We start from the raw sequence: 18,629 nt of genomic DNA on the forward strand, positions 1-18,629 counted from the left end.
ACATTTTACTTAAGTGGAGTCAGCCTGATGTCAGAAGCCGTGCATCCCTGGGTTAATGAATACCGTCAAAGGTTAGGTAGCGGCAAATTGCCGGTACATAGCAGTTGCCACAGCATTGAATTTGCAGCACTGTATCAGCTGTGGCACAGCCAGCTTTGCAGCCGGTTGCTGGACTTACAATCACGCCTGTTACAAGCCAAAGGCCAGAGCTTTTATACCATTGGCAGTGCGGGTCACGAAGGTAACGCTGCGGTAGCCGCAGCGTTACGTGTTACCGATCCGGCGTTTTTGCACTACCGCAGCGGCGCCTTTTTTATCGAACGCAGCAAGCAATTGCCGGGCAGTACGCCACTGTACGATATGTTGCTGTCATTTTGCGCCAGCAGTGACGATCCAATATCTGGCGGCAGGCACAAGGTACTGGGCAGCCTGGCGCTGAATATTCCACCGCAAACCAGCACCATAGCGTCACAGCTACCTAAAGCGGTAGGCGCTGCTTTTGCCATAGACTTAACCCGGCGGTTGGGGCTAAACGGCCAGTGGCCACAGGATGCTATAGCGCTGTGTAGTTTTGGTGATGCCTCAGCAAACCATTCCACGGCACAAGGCGCAATTAATTCAGCCTGCTGGGCCGCTTATCAGCAAGTGCCGTTGCCGGTACTGTTTTTGTGCGAAGATAATGGCCTGGGTATTTCTACGCCGACACCCAGTGGCTGGATAGAGCAGGATTTAGCCGACAGGCCCGCATTAAAGTACTTTGCTGCCGACAGCCGCGATTTGGCACAAACCTATGCCGTGGCTAAACGTGCAGCCGACTATGTACGTACTAAACGTAAGCCCGCAGTACTGCATTTATCTACTGTGCGCTTGTTTGGCCACGCCGGAGCAGATGCTGAAGCTGCCTATCGTACCAAAGCTCAAATTGATGCCGGGTTGGAACTGGATCCTTTATTAAGCAGCAGTGCTGCGCTGCTAGCCAGCGGTAATATTACCTCTGAGCAATTACTAAGACAGCTGGACAGCCTGGTTGCACAAATTGCCCGGGTAGCAGAAGTTGCCAGCAGCCGGCCTAAACTGACGACAGCAGCCCAGGTTATGGCATCCATTGCGCCAGTGCGGCAGGCTTTGCCTGTGCCGCCGTTGCCTGCAGCTGAAGCACGCCAGCAATTGTTCGCTTTTGATCAGCATAACACCGGTAAAAAGCAGCATCTGGCCAAGTTATTAAACTGGGCGCTGCATGATGTGTTGGCGCAGTACTCTAATACTGTGGTTTTTGGCGAAGATGTTGGCAAAAAAGGCGGAGTTTACGGCGTAACGCAGCATTTAGTGCATGCCTTTGGCAGTAACCGGGTCATTAATACATTGCTGGATGAGCAAAGTATTCTCGGGCTGGCAATTGGCCTGGCGCAACAGGGCTTTATTGCCATTCCGGAAATTCAGTTTTTAGCTTACGTACACAATGCTGAAGATCAGATCCGCGGCGAAGCGGCCACTTTGCCGTTTTTCTCCAATGGCCAGTATCACAATGCCATGGTGATCCGGATAGCTGGTTTGGCTTATCAGCGGGGTTTTGGCGGCCATTTTCATAATGACAACTCTTTTGCAGTATTTCGCGATATACCTGGCGTAGTTTTACTGTGTCCGTCTAACGGCCATGATGCCGCCTTGCTGCTGCGCCAGGCAGTACAGCTGGCACATCAGCAAAAGCGTCTGGTAATACTGCTAGAACCTATAGCGCTGTATATGACACGTGATTTAATCACTGCCGGGGATGGTTTATGGCTCAGTGATTATCCGCCGCCTGATACGCCATTGCCTGAGTTAGGTGAACCTGCCATCTTTGGTAATGGCGAACAACTGGCCATTATCAGTTATGGTAATGGCTATTATTTAAGCCGCCAGGCAGAGCAGATACTAAATGCCCGTGGTGTACGGTTACGCGTACTTGATTTGCGCACTCTGGTGCCGCTGCATATTGATTTAATTATCAAAGCATTAGCAAGTTGTCGCAAGGTATTGATTGTAGATGAGTGCCGCCGTCGGGGTTCACTCAGTGAAGAGCTGTTTACAGCGCTGCATGAAGCCAGGCCAGGATATTTTCAGCTTAGCCGTTTATGTGCACAAGACAGCTTTATCCCATTAGGTGCGGCAGCTTATACGGTATTACCATCGGCACAGCAAATTATTGACCAGGCACTTCAGTTACTGGGTGAAACCGCGGCGGAGGGTGTGCAATGAAAAAAAGAGCCTTAGTGGTATGCCCCGGCCGCGGTACTTATAACAAAGCCGAGCTTGGTTATATCAGCCAACACAATAAAACAAAAACTATACTGGCGCAGTTTGACCAGATCAGATCCGGGATGGGTTTAGCAACGGTAAGTGGGTTAGATCAGCAAGCTGCTTTTAGCCGCAGTCTGCATTTAAAAGCTGATAATGCCGCCGCGTTAATTTATGCGGCAGGTGTTTGTGATTACCACAGTATTAACGCTAACCATTTTGATGTAGTAGCAGTTACCGGTAATTCTATGGGGTGGTATACCGCTCTGGGCTGTGCCGGTGTACTGACACCAGCAAGCGGCATGCAACTGGTAACCGATATGGCGCAATTAACCGCAGATGGTGCCGGTGCGCAATTTATTTACCCGGTTATTGATGACAACTGGCAACCCGATATTAACCGCATGGCATTGGTGCAGCAGCAACTGGCCATACATAGCAATGCGTTATTTATGTCTATTGTGTATGGTGGCTATGCGGTAGTAGCAGGAAGCGAACCGGCCGTAAAAGCGGCGATGGCGGCACTACCGCCCTGTGATGAGCGTTTTCCGTTGTTACTGGCAGGTCATGCCGCTTTTCATACCGGTTTTATGCAAGCCGCCTCAGATAAGGCGTTGTCGCTGTGGCCAGCATCGCGCTTTAACCAGCCACAACTGCCATTGATAGACGGCCGCGGCCAGATCTGGCCCAATTTCGGCAGTGATTTAGCCGCATTGCAACGTTATACGCTGCAACATCAGGTTTGCCAGACATATCATTTCAGTAAAGCGTTACAGGTGGCAGTAAAAGAGTTTGCGCCACAGCATATTATTTTGTTGGGCCCTGGTGCCAGCTTAGGTGGTGCCGTAGCACAAAGCCTGATCGAGATTAACTGGCAGGGGATAAGCTCAAAGCAGGATTTTATAGCCGCCCAGCAAAGTGAACAGCCTTACGTGTTAAGTATGGGAATGGCTGAGCAGCGCTTATTGCTTGGCTAGTTTGCTAATAAGCGCTGGTAAGCTGATTTAATACCTCAAGTTTATGCCGGTAGCGCTGCTGATCATAAGCTGAAGGGGCACTACGTGTGGCTTTTAGCATATAACTGGCTGCTTGCTGGTTGTTTTGTATGGCGTAGTAGCTACGTGCTAAACCAAAATAGGCTTCATGGTTTTTACTATCCAGCGCTACAGCTTTTTCATAATGGGCAATGGCAGTGTCGTAACTTTGCCCTTTGTACGCTTCATTACCCAGCATCAGGTGGTAATACGGGTTAGTGCGCCGTTTCAGCATTACGCGCCTTTCCAGTGGTTCGGCTTTAGCTATTTCACCACGTTGGCGGTACAAATAGGCCAGATTAGCCAGCGTATTGGTGGAACCCGGATCCAGCATTAAACTTTGCTGGTAACTACGCTCGGCCAGATCGTGCATATCGTTGGTACGATATAACACGCCAAGGTTTGACCAGCTTGGCGCAAAATAAGCGTCTGCCTCAATGGCTGCCTGATAATAACGATAGGCCTGAGCATCATTACCTGCAGCATAAGCAACAGCGGCTTTATTATTATAAAACATCGCAACAATGCGATTGACACTAATAGCATGTTCAGGAAATTGTTGCTTCAGGCTGTATGGATCAAAATCAACCACAATGTCTTTTGCCAGTAATACAAAACCCGGCGCTCCTCTGAGCGCTCTGCCATGCTGCAAGCGCAGGTTAACGTGGCCATTAAGCCAGGTCTGGCTAAGTTCGCTGGTCCAGTATTCCGGGATCTGCACATCCTGAAATACCGCCGTCATGCCCAGTTCTTTTGCCATACTGTAGGTCAGTATCGACAAGCTCAGGCAGTTAGCGCGCCCGGCAGCTATGGTTTCACTGGCAGTTTTAGTTGCAGCATTGTCATAAAGTAAGCCGTCATGCGCATAAGATAAAATTAATTTCAGTACGCTGGTTGTGCGTTCTTCCATCGACTGGGTGGCGTTAATCAGCCGCGATAGTTCAAAGCGGGTTTGCTGCGGCAAGGCAAATATTTGCTCAGCTGTTTCAGGTTCAGTTACTTCGCCTTTAAGTTGGGGCGCAACCAGCAGTTGTTCTGGCGGAAACAACATAGCAGGCGCAGTTGACTGACAGCCGCTTAGCAGTGCTGTTATTACAATGGGGTATATAAACAGCGGTAACTTCATAAACCACCCTGCCTGATTGCCACAGGGTAAATATAGTTCAGGCGTGCCAAAATACCGCAGTTGTTTTGTAACAAAGTACGATGACAACAGGCATGAAAGCTTTACATAAAGTTGCTCCATTGCCGGATATAAAGTACAAAGGTGCGATAACACACTCTGCGGGGAAAATCTGAACAATGAAACAACTACTGCTTGTCTTACTAATGCTGAGTTCTGCCGGTGCCATGGCATCAAAAGCGCCGATAGGTATAGTGATCCACGGTGGCGCCGGCACCATAAACCGCGACAGTATGACACCAGCGCAGGAACAAGCCTATCACGCTATGTTAACTCACGCAGTTAATCAGGGATACGCAGTGCTGGAGCGGGGTGGTTCCAGTTTAGATGCGGTAACAACAGCAGTAATGGTATTAGAAGATTCACCACTGTTTAATGCCGGTAAAGGTGCGGTGTACACTTTTGATGAAAGCCACGAGCTGGATGCCTCTATTATGGATGGCCGGGATCGCAGCGCGGGTGCTGTTGCCGGTGTCACCAATGTAAAAAACCCAATATTGCTGGCGCGGGCAGTAATGGAGAAATCAGACCATGTCATGTTATCCGGTAAAGGTGCAGAACAATTTGCCAAACAGCAGAAACTGGAGCTGGTAGATAACAGCTATTTTAATACCCCATTTCGCTACGAAGCCTTACAACGGGCAAAACAGGCTATAGCACCGCAGCCGCATCAGGCGGCAGTACCTTATGATCCGGCCTGGAAAATGGGTACCGTAGGAGCGGTTGCAATAGATCGCAAGGGTAATTTGGCAGCAGCAACCTCAACCGGCGGTATGACAGCAAAGCGCTATGGCCGTATTGGTGATGCACCTGTTATTGGTGCCGGTAACTTTGCCGACAATAAAAGTTGTGCTGTATCAGCCACCGGCCACGGCGAGTTTTTTATCCGTTATCAGGTTGCCGGCGATATTTGTGCCAGAGTGAAATACCAGAAAAAAACGGCCGCCGTGGCAGCAAAAGAAGTGATGGCAGAACTGAAAGCTGTTGGTGGTGATGGCGGCGTTATCGTGGTTGATAGCAAAGGGCAATTAAGCTGGACCTTTAATACTGAAGGAATGTACCGCGCACTTAAAGCCGAAGGCGGGCAGGTTGTCAGCGAGATCTTTGCTGCTAAAAGCTGATTTTGCAGCAAAGCGGTTAAATTCGGCTAACCTTAATAAGAGCCTGATGCTCAGCAATACAGTGCAGGGGGAAGCATGGATTTACTAAAAGTGGCAGATTATATGAACCGGTATCCGGTTACGTTTACTGCTGATATGCCGGTAGAAATGGCCGTAGCCCGTTTAATTAAAGGCCGGCAGACCGGTGGGCCTGTAATTGATGAACAGCGTAAAATAGTGGGTTTTATCTCAGAGCAGGATTGTCTGCAACGCATGCTGATGTCTACTTATCATGATCAGCAGGCGTCAAGAGTAGCTGATGTGATGAACCCCGCTGTGTTAACGGTAAAAGGCTATGACGGTATTATCGATTTAGCGCAAATCATGTTAAAAGCTAAACCTAAGTTGTACCCGGTGGTAGACGATGATGGCTATTTACTTGGCATTATTACCCGCTCAGATGTACTGGGAGCCATCGATAAAGAGCTGCATTCGCATTATGGTAATGTAGGATAGCGTTAAGCGCTGGATTTTTACCTGCTGCTCTTGGTAGCATGGCGCCCTCTGTTAACGAGGGCGTTGTTTTGTCTGAAGCTGTTATCTCCGTATCTGAACTTATTTCCCGTATTCCCGCTTGTCTGTTAAAAGACCAGTTTCGTCTGCGCCGGCGTTTGCATAACTGCAAAAACCTGGCTGAAGAAGCAAAAATATCGCAGTTGCAGCGTATAGCTGCGGACATTACCCGTTCGCAAATGCAACGCACGGCCAGGCTGGCTGCGTTGCCCAAGGTAAATTACCCGCCACAGCTGCCGGTATCAGAAAAAAAAGACGATATCAAAGCCGCTATTGCCGCTAATCAGGTGGTGATTATTGCTGGCGAAACCGGCTCGGGCAAAACCACGCAAATCCCGAAAATTTGCCTGGAGTTAGGCCGTGGCGTAGCCGGTATGATAGGCCACACCCAGCCCCGGCGTTTAGCTGCACGCAGTGTTTGTGATCGTATCGCTGAAGAATTGCAGTGCCAGGTGGGTAGCCAGGTTGGTTATAAAATCCGTTTTGGTGATCACACCAGCGACAATACCTTTATTAAACTAATGACCGACGGTATTTTACTGGCTGAAATCCAGCAAGACCGCTTTTTAAACCAGTACGACACCTTAATTATTGACGAAGCGCACGAGCGCAGCCTGAATATCGACTTTTTACTCGGTTATCTAAAACAACTGCTGCCGAAACGGCCTGATCTCAAGCTGATTATCACCTCAGCAACTATTGATCCGCAGCGTTTTTCCCGGCACTTTTTTAATGCACCTGTAATTGAAGTGTCTGGCCGTACTTTTCCGGTAGAAACCCGCTACCGGCCGGTAACTGAGCAGGACGACAAAGACGCCGACCAGCTACAGGGCATTTTTGACGCTGTAGAAGAGTTATACCGTGAGCCACCTGGCGATATTCTGATTTTTTTAAACGGTGAGCGTGAAATCCGCGATACTACCGACGCGCTGGAAAAACTCAAACTGCCACATACCGAAGTGCTGCCGCTGTATGCCAGATTAAGCGCGGCCGAGCAAAACCGTATTTTTCAAAGCCACGCCGGGCGGCGCATTGTGCTGGCTACCAATGTGGCTGAAACTTCACTGACGGTGCCCGGCATTCGCTATGTGATAGACCCCGGTACTGCGCGCCTATCGCGCTACAGCTATCGCTCCAAAGTACAACAATTGCCGATAGAAGCGATTAGCCAGGCCAGTGCCAACCAGCGTAAAGGCCGCTGTGGCCGGGTAGCAGCCGGTATTTGTATCCGGCTGTACAGTGAGGAAGACTTTAACGGCCGCCCCGAGTTTACTGATCCGGAAATACTGCGCACTAATCTGGCGTCCGTTATTATGCAAATGCTAGCGCTGGGCCTTGGCGATATTGAAGCCTTTCCGTTTTTGCAAAAACCGGACAGCCGCTTTGTTAACGATGGTATAAAACTGCTGGAAGAGCTGGGTGCCATCCCGCTAAACCGCAATAAGCAGGGCTTGCAACTAACAGAGCTTGGCAAAAAGCTGTCGCGGCTGCCGATCGATCCGCGCCTGGCGCGCATGGTACTGTTTGGTGCCGACAACGGCACACTAACAGAGTTACTGGTGCTTTCAGCTGCGCTGTCCATTCAGGACCCGCGCGAGCGTCCATTAGACAAACAGCAAAAAGCCGATCAGTGCCATGCCCGTTTTGCCGATCCGGATTCCGACTTCGCCGCCTGGCTTAAGCTATGGCAATACCTGCAAGAACAACAAGAGCAGTTAAGCAATAACCAGTTTCGCCGTCTGTGTCGCCAGGAGTTTTTAAATTACCTGCGGGTACGCGAATGGCAGGATCTTACCGGCCAGCTTACCCAACTTATGCAGGAGCAAGGCTATCAGCTAAACCAGCAAACTGCCGGTTATCAGGCTATTCACCAGGCCGTGCTAAGTGGCTTGCTCGGCCAGGTCGGCTTTAAAGACTCAGAAGCCGATTATTTAGGCCCGCGGCAAACGCGGTTTTATGTATTTCCGGGCAGCCATTTATTTAAACGCAAACCCAAATGGGTGGCAGCAGCGGAGTGGGTAGAAACCAGTAAGTTGTATGCCCGCACGCTGGCTAAAATTGAACCGGAGTGGATAGAGCCGCTGGCAGAACATTTGGTGACGCGCAGTTACAGTGAGCCGCATTGGGAGAAAAAGCGTGGTGCGGTTATCGCATACGAGCAAGTCAGTTTATACGGTTTGGTTATCGTGCCCAAACGCGCTGTGCTGTACAGCAAAATTGACCCGGCAGTGTGCCATACGCTGTTTGTACGCGAAGCGCTGGTGAACCAGGAACTGGGTACTAACGACAGCTTTTTACAGCATAACCAGCGCTTAATTGACGATGTGACCGCACTGGAAGAGAAATCACGCCGGCGTGATATTCTGGTTGATGAAGACACCCTGGCGGCGTTTTATACCGGGCGTGTACCACAATGGGCGAATAACCGGATAGATTTTGCCAAATGGTGGAAGAAAAAGCGTAGTGAAGATGCCGGCTTTCTTAATTTTGATCCCGACAGCCTGCTTAACCGCGATGCCAGTGATATTACCGCCGATAAATTCCCCGAAACCTGGCGTCAGGGCAATTTAACCTTACCGTTGGAGTACCATTTTGCCCCCGGTGAGCCGGACGATGGCGTCAGCGTTATTATTCCACTGGCGCTGCTTAACCAGTTGGATGATAACGGCTTTGACTGGTTGATCCCGGCACTGCGTCACGAATTGCTGGTGGCATTAATTAAATCACTGCCTAAGCAATACCGGCGTAACTTTGTACCGGCGCCCAACTATGCCGATGCATTAATGCAAACGCTGAACCCGGATAAAGGCCGGTTACTTGACGTTATTAGTTCGCGCTTAAAGCGGATGTCCGGCGTAACGATTCTGGAAGATGCCTGGGATTTAACCAGCCTGCCGCCGCATTTAAAAATGAATTTTAAAGTAGTAGATGAAAAGGGCATAACCTTACGCCAGGGCCGCTCGCTGAATTTGCTAAAACAGGGCTTACAAGGTGAAGTACAGCAAAGCTTAAGCCAGGTTGCCGAGCAGGGGATAGAGCAGGATCAATTAACCCAGTGGAGCTTTGGCCAACTGCCACGCGAATACGTTAAGTTGCAGGCCGGTTATGAAATTAAAGCCTTTCCGGCCTTAGTGGACGAGCGTGATTCTGTGGCCATAAAGTTACTGGATAATCCGCAGCAGGCGCTGGAAACCACTAAACAGGGATTGCGGCGCTTACTGCTGCTGAATATTCCGTCACCGGTAAAATACCTGCAGGAATCCTTGCCGAATAAAGCCAAGCTGGGGCTGTATTTTAATCCGTTTGGGCGGGTGTTAGAGCTGATAGATGACTGTATCGCTGCCGGTGTTGATGCTTTTATTGATAACGAAGCATTGCCGCAAAATGAGCCGCAATTTATTGCATTAAAAGAAAAAGTGCGTGCAGAGCTGGGCGACAGCGTGGTGACCATAGCACTTAAAGTAGAACAAATCTTAACCCTGTGCCATGACATACAAAAGCGTTTAAAGGGCAAAGTCGATTTGGCGCATGTGCAGTCACAGGGCGATATTAAGCAGCAACTGAATGAGCTGATTTTTAAAGGCTTTGTCAGTAAGCACGGTGCCGCGCGGCTGGACGATATAGTGCGTTATTTGCAGGCTATGCAAAAGCGGCTGGAAAAACTGCCGGTTGATCCACAGCGCGACCGCTTATTGATGCACGAGTATCAAAAAGCCTTTGATAGCTACAACAATCTGTTAGGTAAATTTGCCGGCAGCAAAGTACTGCCTGAGCCGGTGCAGGCAATTTACTGGATGTTGCAAGAGCTGAAAGTATCTTTGCATGCCCAACAGTTGGGCACGCCTTATCCGGTATCGGTGAAAAGAGTACTGCACGCAGTGAACGAAGCTAAGGTGTAACAATGCCGATATGTTAACGCCTACTTTACACCGGCGATGGAAAGTTCTATAACTAACCCTGACGTAGTTAGGAGGTATTATGCTGACAAAAGGCGACAACCGGCATTATTTCAGGATGATGGTCAATGCTGATGTAAAACTGATGATTAATGACCCTGAAACCGGGCGGGTGATTGACGGCATTTGCCGTGATTTAAGTGCATCAGGCATGTCAATTGAAGTGGATGAACCGCTGGAAATGGGTACGCTGATCCGGGTACGGCTTGATTCTGCCAATGCCAGCATACCGCCGCTGGATGCAAGTGCGAAAGTGATGCGCTGCAGCCAGGAAAGTGAAGATATTTATCAGTTAGGTTTAGCTTTTATGGAGCTAAATTAAAAACAGCCAACAAAAAAGCAGCCAAAGCTGCTTTTTTGCATTATGGGGTTAGCCAACCTGGGCTTTTACTGTTGGTTAAAGCGCACAGTAAAACTAACCGGTACTAAAGTGTCAATACTCTTAAGCCCTGCCAACTCCTGCAATTTGGCTACACCGTCAAGGAGTTTAAAGCTGCCGGTATTTAACATCAGTGGTGCTTCAGTTGTCGCCTGAAGGGTATTGGCACTGAGCCTGGTAATACGTAGCTTGGCATTTAACGCCGCTGTTTCTGTGGCTATGGTAACGTTAAGTGGCAGCTCTAGTAACATACTGTCGCGAATTGCAAGGTTGGCTAGCGCATCTTGTTTTAACTCTGCAGATACCGTAATGGCGGAAAATTGCTCAGCCTGCAGCACATACTGCCATATCCGCTCGTTACGGATTGGGATCAGTGTTTCCAGGCTATTTACCGGAATACTGATGTTAACCATGCTGCCATCCCAGTTGCCGCTTAACTGTTTAAATTGATGTGTTTCAGCGACTACCTCATTTTTTACCGATACAAAATGCAGGCTGGACTGGCTGTTATCTAACTGCCAGTTGGCAGCAGAAACCAGACTGCTGCTAAATGCTAAGGCAAGGGTGAATAGTTTCACGTTGTTTCTCCAATGATGACAATTTTATGTCAGCATACCCCAAAGCTATGCTGTTACCCAAGATCTAATATCAGTAGATTTTACACACTAAGCCTTTGAGGTAGCTGCCTTCCGGGTAAAAGCTGGCTATTGGATGGTCGCTATCCTGGCTGAGCTTTTCAATAAACAAACAGTCACGTTTGGCATCCAGTGCGGCATCGGCAACAATTTTCTGAAACAAGCTATCTTCCATCAGGCCTGAACAGGAAAAAGTAAGCAATAAGCCGCCGGGTTTAACAATTTGCATGGCTACCATATTAATATCTTTATAACCGCGGCAGGCACCCATTAATTGCGCTTTGCTTTCAGCAAATTTGGGCGGGTCCAGGATCACCATATCAAACTGTTTACCTTGCTCGCGATACTGGCGCAGCAGTTTAAACACGTCAAATTTAACGTTATCTATTTTTGACAGATCAAGCTGGTTAAGCTCTGCATTTTTCAGTGCTGTACTCAGCGCCAGCCCGGATAAATCAGCATTGGTTACCTTTTGCGCACCACCTTGCAAGGCTGCTACACCAAAAGTACCGGTATAGCTAAAGCAATTCAGTACGGTTTTATTTTTGGCATAACGTTTGGCTGCAGCCCGGCTGGCCCGTTGGTCCAGATAAAAGCCGGTTTTATGGCCCTGCATAACATCAACCAGTAACGACATACCGTGTTCTTTAATTACCACTTCGCCGTTATTACGCGGCAAATGCAGCCAGCCGGTAACCGGTTGTAAGCCTTCTTTTTTGCGCACATCGACATCAGAGCGCTCATAAATACTGTGCTCAGGAAACAGTGCTATCAAAGCCTGCACTATAGCATCGCGCCAGGCATCGGCACCGGAAGATAACAACTGGCACACCAGTATGGTGTCGTATTTATCGATGGTAACACCAGGTAAACCGTCAGATTCTGCTGCTACAACCCGTAAACCTGTGGTCTGGTTAAGGTCAAAAAGCTCAGTGCGTAACTGCCAGGCCCGGGCAATACGGCGCTGAAAAAATGCGGCGTCTATTTGCTCTTGCGGATTAAAGCTCCATACCCGCGCCCGGATCTGCGACTCGGCAGAGTAAGCACCATAGCCCAGCCATTCACCTTTGCTACTGACAATCTCAATTGTCTGGCCATTGGCCGGATTACCACTGATACTTTTTACTGCTTTGGAGAATATCCACGGATGCAGCCGTTTTAACGACTTCTCCCGGGTTTCCTGCAGAGTTAACCGGGGTAATACAGATGAGACTGAAGGCTTATTCATGGGCATTTATACACTGTGCTAGACTAAAGGCCGCATTGTAGAGAAGCGCTGCCCAAAGCTAAAGCACAATTTAAGCTAAAGCAGCCAATTTACTAAGGAGTCAGTTTTGGTCAGCATCCCCGCCACTATGCAGGTTATCGCCGTAGAAAACGCCGGTAAAGACAGCACATTGCGTATCGAACAGCGTGCAGTACCACAACCTTCGGCAGAACAGCTGCTGGTTAAAGTGGCGGCTGCCGGTGTCAACCGGGCAGATTTAATGCAGCGTCGTGGCTTGTATCCGCCACCAGAGGGCGAAAGCGATATTCTGGGGCTGGAAGTAGCCGGTGTGGTTGTTGCTGCCGGGCCACTGCATAAAAGCTGGTTGGGTAAAGCGGTGTTTGGTTTGGTGCCGGGTGGAGGTTATGCTGAATATGCATTATTGCATGCCGGGCATGCTATGGCCGTGCCTGCCGGCTACAGCATGGCAGAAGCTGCCGCAACGGCAGAAGTATTTTTAACGGCTTATCAGCTGTTGTGCAGCATCGGCAACCTGCAAACTAACCAACGGGTGCTTATTCATGCAGGTGCCAGTGGAGTAGGTACCGCCGCCATACAATTGGCTAAAGCCCTTGGTGCAAAGGTAGCAGTTACGGCCAGCAGTGCAGATAAGTTGGCAGTATGCACTGCATTGGGGGCCGACCTGACAATAAACTATAAAACAAACGCTTTTGAACAGGAACTAGCCAGCCAATGGCCGCAAGGCCTGGATTTAATACTGGATCCGGTGGCAGGCGGGTATATCAGCCGCGAAATTCCGTTACTGGCAATGGACGGCAAAATCGTGCTGTATGCCATGATGGGTGGGCATGACATACCGCAACTCAATTTAGCACCTTTGTTTAAACGCCGTGGCCAGCTGATATGCTCTACCTTGCGTAATCGCAGTAACCGGTATAAAACTAATCTCACTCAGGCGTTTAGTCAGGCTTTTGCCAGGATGCTGGCGCAGCGCCAGATACAGCCGGTACTACAACAACAATTTGACTGGCGCCAGGCACAAATTGCGCATCAGCTTATGGCCAGTAATGCCACCAGTGGCAAGCTTGTGTTAACATTCTGATTTGCTGAAAACCTTTTCCTGCCCGCACCTCGTTTTGTGTTAGCCGGGCAGTGCGCATATTGTAACAAGGACGCCTTACCAGAATGACTTTAGGTACCATCGGAAAATCAACTTACAGTAAGTTGGTGACAACACTGATTAACCGTATTTGTGATACTACGGCAGTAGCCGACTCCATGTACGAGCAGGCGGTACAGTATTTTCAGCAGGCGGTAGCACAGCAGGCAGAAAAAATTGAACTGGAACAACAGGTATTTTTATTTGAAAACCGCCAGAAGCAGGTAAGCAAGCGCGATCTGGCGTTGGTTGAGCGTAACTTGCTGCAAGCACAAAATGAAAGGCAAACCTTTCAGCAGGCACGCAATGATGAAGCCAGCGCCCGTTTGACGACGCTTAAAAAAATCTGTCTGGATATTTTGGAGCTATGTCAGGGGGAATCGCAGGAAGATACTAATATGAACAGTGCTAAATTACTGGGCACTATTCAGCTGCTATCGCCTACCGAAGGCAAGCATGTTGCTGCCAGCAATCAAAAAAGTAAGCATTTATATAAAGCTATTCTGTCACTGCGCTTGTTGGATAAGCTGTTGGCCGATGGTGAGCTGAACAACGCTTATGTGCAGCAGCGTTATATGGCCAGTAAAGGCAAAAAAAACGGCAAAGATGAGTATGATCCGTTTCGCGATGATGTACAAATTCCACTGTTAATGGCCGCACTGCTGCAGGATATTGGTAACTGCCACCCTGAAGCACTGCTGATATTAAAAGGTGCAGATGGTAAAGCTGATGAATTTCGGGTACTTGAGAACGACGAGCGGCTGGCGTTGCTGCAAATTAGTTATCGCGAAAGCCTGAAATATGTTACCCAGGGCCTGGGTCTGGATAAATACAGCGGTAATTCCAGAGAAGAGCGTGACCAGTTTATTAAGCTTGAAGGTGAGCGGCAGAATTTTGTGCTGATGTTGCTGAAAAACGCCATCAAGCCGGAGCACGGTATTGGCAATGTGCTTAAAATTCCGCAAATTTATACCTCGGTGGTGTTATCGACCAAAAGCAGCTTTGCCTACGAAACCTTACCTAAAGTGGCTCTGGTGCTGGAAAAAGGCGTAGAGAAAGGCGTATACAGCAAGGTAGCGGTAGATGCGCTGTTAAGTATTACCGGTATTTTCCCACAGGGCTTTGGCATTACTTATATTCCGAAAGATTCAGACAGGCAGGATCTGGATCGTTACGAATATGCCATTGTTACCGGGCTTTACCCGGCCGATATCCGCCAACCGGTTTGCCGCATGGTAACCCGTAACCTTACTTATAACGTGTCTGCCCAGGGCTGTATCGTCAGTGTTGAAAACAACCTGTACTACCCGCAGGCGCGTAAAAAGCTGGAGCGGATCAGCGAAGAGCGTTTGCTGGAAATTCTGAGTAAACTGGTGTCAAATTTTGAAGAGCGCAAAAATATGCCGCTGTTGCCCAAATTCTGGCGCCCGGATGAATATTTCTCTTATGTGAAAAACCAGAATCTGTGGAATAAAGTGGTGATGCACAGTAACTAGCACAAGCAACAAAACCGTCATCAGACGGTTTTGTTTTGCTCAGTATTTCTGGGGTAGTTCTCCGCTGGCTCTGTGGCATCAAAATGATCTTCAGATTGCTCTTGTTCAATATCTTCGTCATAACCGGCAGGCACTTGCTGATAAGCGGCAATAAAGTCGTCATCACGCATTTGTGCCACAACCACTTCTTCGTCAACGCGTGGATCAAGCGCCGCCGCCAGCGGTGATGATACCAAATCGCCTGAGCCCATTTTAAACTGGGCATTTTGTTGCTCGTCCATCATGCGTTTAACCATTTTTTGCGTATAGTTTACCCGGATCAGCCGCAGAAACAGCGTCAGAGCACAGCAACTGATAAAGGCATACAGCATCGCCGGACCAACCAGTTGCATTAACGCCGATGCCAGCAAGGGGCCAAAACAGGCTCCCAAGCCAAATGTCAGTAACACTGTGGCAGACAGTGCCACCCGATCGTTTTGCTCTACATTCTGGTTGGCAAAAGCCGAAGCAATAGGGTAAAGCGTAAAGGCCAGCACACCGTAGCAAAAGGTTGCCAGCAACAACAGCCAGCCACTTAATGGCAACAACGCAATGAGCAAGGTAAGAATAGTTAGCACTGCAGCATTAAAACGCAAGATACGGCTGCGTGGTACCCGATCAGAAATTTTGCCCATAGGCCACTGCGCTAACAAACCAGCTAAGATCGTTACCGACATAAATAAGGTAACCTGTTCGGTAGTCATTCCTTTAGCGGCAGCATAAGCGGGCGCCAGGCCATAAAAAGCACCGGCCATCATGCCTGCTACCGTTATTGCTGTCAGCGACTGAGGCACCAGCTTCCAAAACGCCAGAATCTTCAGCGGTGCCGGTTGCAGCGGTGCCGGGTGAATACGTTTAGTCAGTGCTATCGGTACTATGCACAGCGAGTAACACATACTGATAATAAGCAGTGGCGCAATACCCAGCTCAGGAAACTGGCTAAGCATTAACTGGCCGCCAATCATACCAAGATAAGAGGTGATCATATAAAAGGCGAACACAGTGCCACGCTGCGAGCTTTCGGTTTGTTCGTTCAGCCAGCTTTCCAGCACCATATACTGGCACATCATGCCCATACCAACGATAACCCGCATTAGCAGCCATATTTCCAACTGGTTTATCAGCACATGGCTCATCGCACAAGCGCTGACAATAGCCGCGCTGGCAACAAAAGCGCGGATATGGCCAACCTGCGCAATAACCTTGTGGCCAAGCTTAGAGCCCAGCACCAGGCCAAGATAATAGCAGGACATTAACGCGCCAATCCAGATAGAATCGACTTGCTGCTGTGCCAGCGACAAACCAAGGTAAGTTGATAACGAACCCTGTGCCACCAGCATCAGCAAAGTGGTAAGAAACAAAGCGCTAAAACTGCGGTAAGGGTGTTTACTGGTCATCCGTTGCCTTAAAAAAATACAGGCAGCCCAAAGCTGCCTGAAACAGTTACTTCACACGCATTCCGGGTTGTGCACCGTCATCCGGTGACAGAATAAACAAGTCGCTGCCACCAGGGCCTGCGGCCAACACCATGCCTTCGGATAAACCAAAACGCATTTTACGTGGTGCCAGGTTTGCTACCATCACCGTTAGGCGCCCTTCAAGCTGCTCAGGGCTGTAAGCCGATTTAATACCGGCAAACACCTGGCGTACTTCGCCGCCGCCAATATCCAGTTGCAGCTGCACCAGTTTGTCGGCACCTTCAACGGCGCTGGCTTTAATAATTTTGGCTACGCGCAAATCAATTTTGGCAAAATCATCAATGCTGATGGTTTCACTTATTGGTTCACGCTCTGCCGCAGGTGCTTTTTCAGCCTTAGCCGCAGTTTTTACCGGTGCAGCAGCTTGTGGTTGCAGGTTTTCTTTTGAAGCTTCCAGCATGGCGGTAACTTTTACCGGATCAACCCGCTGCATCAGAGCTTTAAACGGGTTGATAGCATGATTAGTTAATGGCTGCTGATAATTCTGCCAGCTTAGTTCGCTGTTTAAGAAGGCTTCGGTTTCTGCGGCCATTAACGGCAACACTGGTTTTAAATAGTGCATCAGTACGCGAAACAGGTTAATACCCATAGAGCAAACGTCATGCGCTTCTTGCTGTTTGGTATCATCTTTTACCAGCACCCAGGGCGCTTTGGCATCAATGTATTGGTTGGCTTTATCGGCCAGCGCCATAATGTCGCGGATAGCGCGGGCAAACTCACGCTTTTCAAAGCTGTCGGCGATGCTTTCACCCATAGCGGTAAATTCTGTCAGCAGGGCAGGCTCGGCTACCGTAGCCGATAACTTGCCATCAAAGCGCTTAGTAATAAAGCTGGCACAGCGGCTGGCAATATTGACCACTTTACCCACTAAATCGGCATTAACCTTCTGGCTGAAGTCATCCAGGTTTAAATCCAGGTCAATAATGCTGCTGCTAAGCTTAGACGCAAAGTAATAACGCAGATATTCCGGGTTTAAATGATCCAGATAAGTGCGGGCTTTAATAAAAGTACCGCGCGACTTAGACATTTTGGCGCCGTTTACGGTAACAAAACCGTGGGCGAAAATGGCATTGGGTTTGCGCATACCGGCACCGTGCAACATGGCCGGCCAGAACAGGCTGTGAAAATAAATAATGTCTTTGCCGATAAAGTGATACACCTCGGCGCTGGAGTCCAGCTGCCAGAAGCTGTCAAAGTCGATGCCGGTTTTATCACACAGGTTTTTAAAGCTGGCCAGATAACCGATAGGCGCATCTAACCAGACATAAAAGAATTTACCCGGTGCGCCTGGTATTTCAAAACCAAAGTAGGGCGCATCGCGGCTGATATCCCACATTTGCAGGCCATCTTTAAACCACTCTTGTAGTTTATTCGCCATTTCATCCTGTAAGCTACCACTGCGGGTCCAGTCTTGCAGCATTTGGCTAAAGGCAGGTAAATCAAAGAAATAGTGCTCAGAGTCTTTTAATACCGGTGTAGCACCGGATACCACAGAGCGGGCGTTTTTAACTTCAGTTGGGCTGTAGGTAGCACCACAGACATCACAGCTGTCACCGTTTTGATCCAGCGCACCGCATTTGGGGCAGTCGCCTTTTACAAAACGGTCAGGCAAAAACATTTGCTTTTCCGGGTCAAACAACTGGCTGATAGTTTTACGCTTAATGTAGCCGCCAGCATTAAGTTTATTGTAAATCTGGCTGGCAAACTCGCGGTTTTCTTCGCTGTGTGTCGAGTGATAATTGTCAAAGCCAATGCCAAAACCGGCAAAGTCGGCCTGGTGTTCAATATTGGTTTTGGCAATCATTTGTTCGGGTGTAATGCCTTGCTCCTGCGCTTTGAGCATAATAGGGGTGCCATGCGCGTCGTCGGCGCAAACGTAATAGCATTCATGGCCACGGGCTTTTTGAAAGCGGGCCCAGATATCGGTTTGAATGTATTCCAGTAAGTGGCCTAAATGGATAGGGCCGTTGGCGTAGGGTAAAGCGCTGGTTACAAGTATTTTGCGTGTCGACATTAAGCGGTGCTCTTTTGCATAAATAACTGAAAAAATTTCACTAAATGATACACTAGCCGCCATCGATCCGCACCCGCC

Annotated in this window: 13 protein-coding genes; 8 read left to right on the forward strand and 5 right to left on the reverse strand. The window is 49.0% G+C overall.

The features are described from left to right. Positions 1 to 27 precede the first annotated feature (27 nt). Together M2404_RS17035 and M2404_RS17040 are read left to right on the forward strand one after the other, a co-directional pair. Positions 28 to 2,238, forward strand: a complete 2,211-nt coding sequence (locus M2404_RS17035) for a thiamine pyrophosphate-dependent enzyme (RefSeq protein WP_259240958.1) — start codon at positions 28 to 30, stop codon at positions 2,236 to 2,238. After that, positions 2,235 to 3,254 (forward strand): malonyl CoA-ACP transacylase, encoded by a 1,020-nt coding sequence (locus M2404_RS17040; protein WP_259240959.1) that lies wholly within the window; start codon positions 2,235 to 2,237, stop codon positions 3,252 to 3,254. Before M2404_RS17035 ends, M2404_RS17040 begins: the two co-directional genes overlap by 4 nt. A 4-nt stretch (positions 3,255 to 3,258) precedes the next feature. Here M2404_RS17040 and M2404_RS17045 read toward each other — a convergent pair whose 3' ends face one another. Further along, positions 3,259 to 4,437, reverse strand: coding sequence for a tetratricopeptide repeat protein (locus tag M2404_RS17045; RefSeq protein ID WP_259240960.1), 1,179 nt, complete (start codon positions 4,435 to 4,437; stop codon positions 3,259 to 3,261). A 176-nt stretch (positions 4,438 to 4,613) separates the two neighbouring features. Between M2404_RS17045 and M2404_RS17050 the strand changes: the two genes are divergently transcribed. The 4 genes from M2404_RS17050 to M2404_RS17065 all read left to right on the forward strand — a co-directional run bounded on the left by M2404_RS17050 (position 4,614) and on the right by M2404_RS17065 (position 10,445). Beyond that, positions 4,614 to 5,615, forward strand: a complete 1,002-nt coding sequence (locus tag M2404_RS17050) for an isoaspartyl peptidase/L-asparaginase family protein (RefSeq protein WP_259240961.1) — start codon at positions 4,614 to 4,616, stop codon at positions 5,613 to 5,615. 75 nt (positions 5,616 to 5,690) lie between these two features. Beyond that, entirely contained in the window at positions 5,691 to 6,110 is a 420-nt protein-coding gene (locus M2404_RS17055; protein ID WP_259240962.1) for a CBS domain-containing protein, read from the forward strand. A gap of 68 nt (positions 6,111 to 6,178) precedes the next feature. Further along, entirely contained in the window at positions 6,179 to 10,066 is a 3,888-nt protein-coding gene (gene hrpA / locus M2404_RS17060) for an ATP-dependent RNA helicase HrpA (protein ID WP_259240963.1), read from the forward strand. Positions 10,067 to 10,145: 79 nt separating this feature from the next. Further along, a complete protein-coding gene (locus tag M2404_RS17065) occupies positions 10,146 to 10,445 on the forward strand; it encodes a PilZ domain-containing protein (RefSeq protein WP_068238154.1) in 300 nt (99 codons plus the stop codon). A 65-nt stretch (positions 10,446 to 10,510) separates the two neighbouring features. Here M2404_RS17065 and M2404_RS17070 read toward each other — a convergent pair whose 3' ends face one another. Both M2404_RS17070 and M2404_RS17075 read right to left on the reverse strand, forming a co-directional pair. Beyond that, entirely contained in the window at positions 10,511 to 11,080 is a 570-nt protein-coding gene (locus M2404_RS17070; protein WP_259240964.1) for a YceI family protein, read from the reverse strand. A 70-nt stretch (positions 11,081 to 11,150) separates the two neighbouring features. Then, complete coding sequence (locus M2404_RS17075; protein WP_405047793.1) at positions 11,151 to 12,371, reverse strand: class I SAM-dependent rRNA methyltransferase; 1,221 nt, start codon at positions 12,369 to 12,371, stop codon at positions 11,151 to 11,153. A gap of 100 nt (positions 12,372 to 12,471) precedes the next feature. Between M2404_RS17075 and M2404_RS17080 the strand changes: the two genes are divergently transcribed. Beyond that, positions 12,472 to 13,467 (forward strand): NAD(P)H-quinone oxidoreductase, encoded by a 996-nt coding sequence (locus tag M2404_RS17080; RefSeq protein WP_259240965.1) that lies wholly within the window; start codon positions 12,472 to 12,474, stop codon positions 13,465 to 13,467. Positions 13,468 to 13,550: 83 nt separating this feature from the next. Next, complete coding sequence (locus M2404_RS17085) at positions 13,551 to 15,020, forward strand: hypothetical protein (protein ID WP_259240966.1); 1,470 nt, start codon at positions 13,551 to 13,553, stop codon at positions 15,018 to 15,020. 20 nt (positions 15,021 to 15,040) lie between these two features. On the opposite strand, the gene M2404_RS17090 is transcribed toward M2404_RS17085, so the two are convergent. Together M2404_RS17090 and metG are read right to left on the reverse strand one after the other, a co-directional pair. Beyond that, positions 15,041 to 16,456 (reverse strand): MFS transporter, encoded by a 1,416-nt coding sequence (locus M2404_RS17090; protein WP_259240967.1) that lies wholly within the window; start codon positions 16,454 to 16,456, stop codon positions 15,041 to 15,043. Positions 16,457 to 16,502: 46 nt separating this feature from the next. Continuing rightward, positions 16,503 to 18,551 carry a methionine--tRNA ligase gene (metG, locus tag M2404_RS17095; RefSeq protein WP_259240968.1) on the reverse strand — a complete coding sequence of 683 codons (2,049 nt, stop codon included), beginning with the start codon at positions 18,549 to 18,551 and terminating at the stop codon, positions 16,503 to 16,505. Positions 18,552 to 18,629: the final 78 nt, after the last annotated feature.

The sequence above is a fragment of the Rheinheimera pacifica genome, from assembly GCF_024809855.1.
GTDB lineage: Bacteria > Pseudomonadota > Gammaproteobacteria > Enterobacterales > Alteromonadaceae > Alishewanella > Alishewanella pacifica_A.